Annotated in this window: 8 protein-coding genes; 7 read left to right on the top strand and 1 reads right to left on the bottom strand. The window is 73.1% G+C overall.

Features of this window, described 5'->3' with window-relative positions; translation table 11 throughout:
* The first annotated feature begins 70 nt into the window (after positions 1 to 70).
* The 7 genes from J0670_RS31300 (at position 71) to J0670_RS31270 (ending at position 3,291) form a co-directional block, all read left to right on the top strand.
* Entirely contained in the window at positions 71 to 427 is a 357-nt protein-coding gene (locus tag J0670_RS31300) for an HU family DNA-binding protein (protein ID WP_207815248.1), read from the top strand.
* Positions 424 to 873, top strand: coding sequence for a hypothetical protein (locus tag J0670_RS31295; RefSeq protein WP_207815247.1), 450 nt, complete (start codon positions 424 to 426; stop codon positions 871 to 873). The genes J0670_RS31300 and J0670_RS31295 overlap by 4 nt, the downstream gene beginning before the upstream one ends.
* A 93-nt stretch (positions 874 to 966) precedes the next feature.
* Complete coding sequence (locus J0670_RS31290; RefSeq protein WP_207815246.1) at positions 967 to 1,251, top strand: hypothetical protein; 285 nt, start codon at positions 967 to 969, stop codon at positions 1,249 to 1,251.
* An 82-nt stretch (positions 1,252 to 1,333) separates the two neighbouring features.
* Complete coding sequence (locus J0670_RS31285; RefSeq protein WP_207815245.1) at positions 1,334 to 1,918, top strand: hypothetical protein; 585 nt, start codon at positions 1,334 to 1,336, stop codon at positions 1,916 to 1,918.
* An 8-nt stretch (positions 1,919 to 1,926) separates the two neighbouring features.
* Positions 1,927 to 2,478 (top strand): hypothetical protein, encoded by a 552-nt coding sequence (locus tag J0670_RS31280; RefSeq protein WP_207815244.1) that lies wholly within the window; start codon positions 1,927 to 1,929, stop codon positions 2,476 to 2,478.
* Positions 2,475 to 2,807: a single-stranded DNA-binding protein gene (locus tag J0670_RS31275; RefSeq protein WP_207815243.1), complete on the top strand. Its 333-nt coding sequence runs from the start codon at positions 2,475 to 2,477 to the stop codon at positions 2,805 to 2,807. The genes J0670_RS31280 and J0670_RS31275 overlap by 4 nt, the downstream gene beginning before the upstream one ends.
* Positions 2,808 to 2,931: 124 nt before the next feature.
* On the top strand, positions 2,932 to 3,291 hold the full coding sequence (locus J0670_RS31270; protein WP_207815241.1) for a hypothetical protein: 360 nt from the start codon (positions 2,932 to 2,934) through the stop codon (positions 3,289 to 3,291).
* On the opposite strand, the gene J0670_RS31265 is transcribed toward J0670_RS31270, so the two are convergent.
* Positions 3,288 to 4,166 (bottom strand): hypothetical protein, encoded by an 879-nt coding sequence (locus tag J0670_RS31265; protein ID WP_207815239.1) that lies wholly within the window; start codon positions 4,164 to 4,166, stop codon positions 3,288 to 3,290. The genes J0670_RS31270 and J0670_RS31265 overlap by 4 nt on opposite strands.
* Positions 4,167 to 4,401 lie beyond the last annotated feature (235 nt).

Genomic DNA, 4,401 nt, shown 5'->3' with positions numbered 1-4,401 from the left:
CCGGGCCGGGCGACGTGACCGCACACCGTCCCCGGCCCGGGGTCCAACATCGAACCCAGGAGCCAGACTCATGACCGTCAACAAGCGCGTCCTCATCGACCGCGTCGCCCCCGCGCTCGGAGGCCGGCAGCCCGCCGCCCGCGCCGTCGAGGCCGTCCTCGACGCCATCGTGCGCGCCGTCGTCGACGGCGAGCGCGTGTCCGTGACCGGCTTCGGCACCTTCCAGGCCGTTGAGGTCGCGAGCCGGAGCGCCCGCAACCCTCAGACCGGCGGGCGGATCGACGTGCCGGCGTGCCGGGTCCCGCGCTTCCGCGCCCACGAACGCTTCCGCGACTTCGCCGACGGCCGCCGCGAGATGCCGCAGGAGGGCAGCGTGACCCGCAAGGACCCCAAGGGCACCTACACCTCGAGGGGGGAGGCGGCGTGAACCGCCTCGCGGCCCGACTTGCAGCGCTGATCGCCCAGTTCGAGCCCGAGCCCCCCACCCCGTACGTGCTGCGCCGCGACATCGACGTCTCCGGCGTCTCCGGCACGGGCGTGGTGGCGGAGGGCGTCATCTTCTCGGCCGCCGCCAAGTCCACGGGGGCCACCCGCTGGCGCGGCGAGCGCGGCTCCACCGTCGCCTGGGACCACGCTGTCGATGTCGAGTCGATCCACGGCCACGACGGGGCGACGAGCGTCGTCCTGCTGCCGGTGCCGGCCATGCTCGCCGCGCTCTCCTCCATCGCCGAACTCGGGCGGCAGCGAGGTAGCGACGAGTGGGCGCGGGGCTGGAACGAGGCGCTGCGCGCGGTCCACGGCCTGGTCGAACGGGCCCTGGATCCGCACCTGGCCGCAGCCGAGGAGCGCGCGAACCCAGTCGAAGGAACTTGAGTCTTCTTTATTGACCTAGGTCTGTTTATGCGGGAGGCTGGTACCGCCAGCCGGGGACCGCGAACCCCCGGCCCGACCTAGGAGAGACCGACGATGACCTTCAGTAACGGAACCCACCCGGCCCTGGCGGACGGATCGACCGTGGAGTACCTCGGACGGGTGGAGTCCCTGCGGCACCGGATGCTGACCACCCGTCGAGGTACGAGCACCTGCGACACGTACACCGACGAGACCGGCGCGCAGCAGCACCTGTACGACCTGCTCGACGGTGACGAACTGGTGCTGAGCCACGTGCACCCGGAGGACCTCATGGACTGGACCCCGCCGACGGACGAGAACGGGAAGCTGCTCGACCCCTTCTCCCCGGAGCTCGGCTAACCCGAGGGGCCCGGCGGCAGGGACTGCCCTGCCGCCGGGCCCGCTCCGACCGTCCGCCCCGTCACCAGACCAGGAGCACACCGTGGAACCGACCAGGGCCATCTACCACGGCAGCAAGACCGAACTGCACGGCCGCATCTTCACCGTCACCACCAACGAGGACTGCGCCGGCCACCCCGGCGGGCCCTTCGGCGGACTCGCCGAGTGCATCGTCCTCCTCGCCCCCGACGGCACCGGCCTCCAGCACGTCCACCCGCGCAGCTTCACCGTCCTCGCCCCCGACGGCGACCCGATCCACCGCGACGCCCAGGACGGCGACTGGACATGGATCCCCGGCCGTGGCGACGTCCGCTTCGCCTACGCCGAGCCCGGCACCAGCCGATGGACCCTGTGGATCCACTACTACGCCTTCACCGGCCGCTGGATCATCCTGTCCGAGCACGTGCGCCGCGACGACCACACCGCCACGCGCTCCCGCTACACCTCCCCGCAGGACCTGCTCGCCTGGCGCATCCGCGTCTGCCTGGACGACCTCGCCGCCGACCGCAACCACGCCATCACCGACGCCTACGAGCGCTGCGCCGACCGCCTCGAGCAGCGCATGCAGGCGCTCGAACTCGCCCCGCCCGCTGCGCCGCGCACCGGCCACCCCGCCGCAACCCGATGAGAGGACCCATGCGCGTCTTCACCGTCACCACCTACCAGGACGACGGCCAGGCCGTCACCCCGGTGAGCATCGCCCTCCTGCGCGAGGACGGCGCCTCCTACTACGCCATCGACGGCTCGATCGGGCGTATCCGCCTCGACCCCACCCAGACGATCGGGCCCGGCCTCGCCCACCTGCCGTGGCACGACGGCCACCTCGACCGCCGCGACCCGGACGTGCGCGGCCGCGACCGGCTCGCCCGCGAGCTCCAGTGGTTCCTCAAGGACACCCCCAGCCCCGAACTGTGGTCGTGGCGCGGGGACACCGACCACCTCGTCCTCGCGCGGATGTGCCACCACCTCGGTGCGCTGCCCCGCGACGTGCCGGACTGGGTGGGCAGCCTGCGCCAGGAAGCCCACCGCCTCGCCCTGCCCCTGCGGGACCTGCCCCGGTGGCCGCGCCGCATCGACCACCCCATGGAGACGGCCCGCCACTTCCAGCGCATCGCCCGCTGCCTGGACGCCGCAGCCGCCACCGACCCCCGCGAGCTGGACGCCGCACACCAGGGTGGTCGCTGGTGAACCTCACCAATCACGTCACCCTGATCGGCAGTCTGTTGCGCGACCCGGAGTTCCACGAGGCGCCCGGCGCGCTCGCCCGGGCGAAGTTCACCCTGCTACAGCGCCCGCGGCTCGCCGAGCCCGGCCAGCCACGCGACCCGCAGGCCAAACAGCTGACCGTGCGCTGCGTCGTCTGGCGGGACCTCGCGTACAAGACGGCGCAGACCCTGCGGGCGAACGACCGGGTCATCGTGGTCGGACAGTTCACCCAGCGCGTGCACCAGCCGCCCGGCGAGAGCACCCGCCTGCTGGTCGAGCTGACCGCCGAGGCGATCGGCACCCTGCTGTAGAGCCCGTGCCCGCGCCCTGCCCCGCAGGGCGCGGGCACGCCGCGCTGTTCGCCAGCCCCCGCAGCCCCTGGTAGACATAGACGACCCCCGGCCCAGGCCGGACCGCAGCACGAAGGAGAGACCGATGAGCGGCAAGGAGCCGGCCGCGACGCCGAAGCGCAGCAAGACGCGCCGCACCGCGGCGAGCCCCGGCGAGCGACTCGCCGCCGCCGCCCAGGAGCTCCAGGCCGCGCTGGAGGCCGTCAAGGAAGCCGGCCTGGAGCCGATGGACCTCCTCGAGCAGCTGCGCGAACCGCTCGCGGTGATCGACGACACCGCCACCAAGATGCGTGCGATGCGCCTCGAGGGCGTCCTCGCGGTCTACCCCGACCGGTCCGTTCCCGTCTACCTCATCTCCGATGCCTCAGGGCTGTCCGCTGCCCTCGTCACCCGGAACGCCAAGCAGGCCGGGTTGGAGCTGCGCAACCGCCGCGCGAGCAGCTAGCCGCCGGTCAGGGCGCGCAGCTCGGCGAGAAGGTCGCGGCTGCCCTGCCGGGCCAGGTCGGCCTCAAGAACCTCGCGAGCCTCGTGGGCTTCCTCTTCCATCGCGGCCAGCTCGTCGTCGTCCATGTACTCCCACGGGATACGGCTGGTGACGACGCCGAGGCGGTACTCGCCCTGGTCGTCGTCTTTGTTCTCGTCTTGGGCGAGCTTGCCGATCTTCCGCAGGACTTCCTCCTCGCGGTGCTGACGCTCCAACACCGTGTCGAGGGAGCCGTCCACGCACCCGTAGCCTGTGACGCGAACGGGCGGCGCGGGACGGGTCCGGGACTCGACGGAGTCGCGCAGCGCCATCCACTTCCGCCGGCTGCGCACCGCGCTTCGACCAGCGCCCGCGGCCGCGTCGAAAGCGGTGAGGAGCGCGGCCAGCTGCTCCCGGGTCGGCAGGACGCGTCCCACCAGGATGAGGTGAACGGTGCTCTTCGCCACCCGGTGCCCGGCCGCTTCCGACAGGTCCTGGATGGCCTTGAGAGAGGGCTGACCCGCCCGGGCCCGCATCTTCCTCAGCCCCAGCGCCAGATTGCCCAAGGTCCGTCTGGGCCGGTACTTCTCGGCCTTCGGGGCTTGCTCGGAGGCCAGGGGGGCGGCGCGCCCGATGGCCGCCGCCTGCCACAGATCGCGGATGTCCTGCATGGCCTGGCGCTGGGCTTTGGCGTCCGCAGGGTCCGCGGCCGCGTGGGCGAACGCGAGGGCGGTGCCGAGCCGGGGCAGCCGGTGGCCGGCGGCGGCCTGGCTCAGGGTCGCGGCGCCCTTGGGCGTGCCGAGAGCCGCGGCGCGTGCGGCGAGGTCGGTGTAGGTGAGCCCGCTGGCATCCTTCATCCGGCGCAGGGCTAGGGCGAGCGCCCGCAGGCGTGGGTCGGTGCCCGCCGGAACGGGGTTGGCGCGGCGTCCCACGGTCAGCGCCCCCGCCCGTAGAGCTGGTTGCCGCCCGGGTGCCCGCGGGTGAGCAGCCGGGTCGAGGCGGCGGTCGCAACCACCGTCAGCGCGTCCGGCACCGGCGTACCGGTCAGCGCCAGGGTGGCGAGCACCAGGATCAGGACGACCAGGAGCACGG

Origin of the sequence: Streptomyces sp. FH025 (assembly GCF_017427025.1) — a bacterium.
In the GTDB taxonomy this organism is placed as follows: domain Bacteria; phylum Actinomycetota; class Actinomycetes; order Streptomycetales; family Streptomycetaceae; genus Kitasatospora.
The sequence above is the reverse complement of the archived record's forward strand: the minus strand, read 5'-3'. Positions and strand labels throughout refer to the sequence as shown.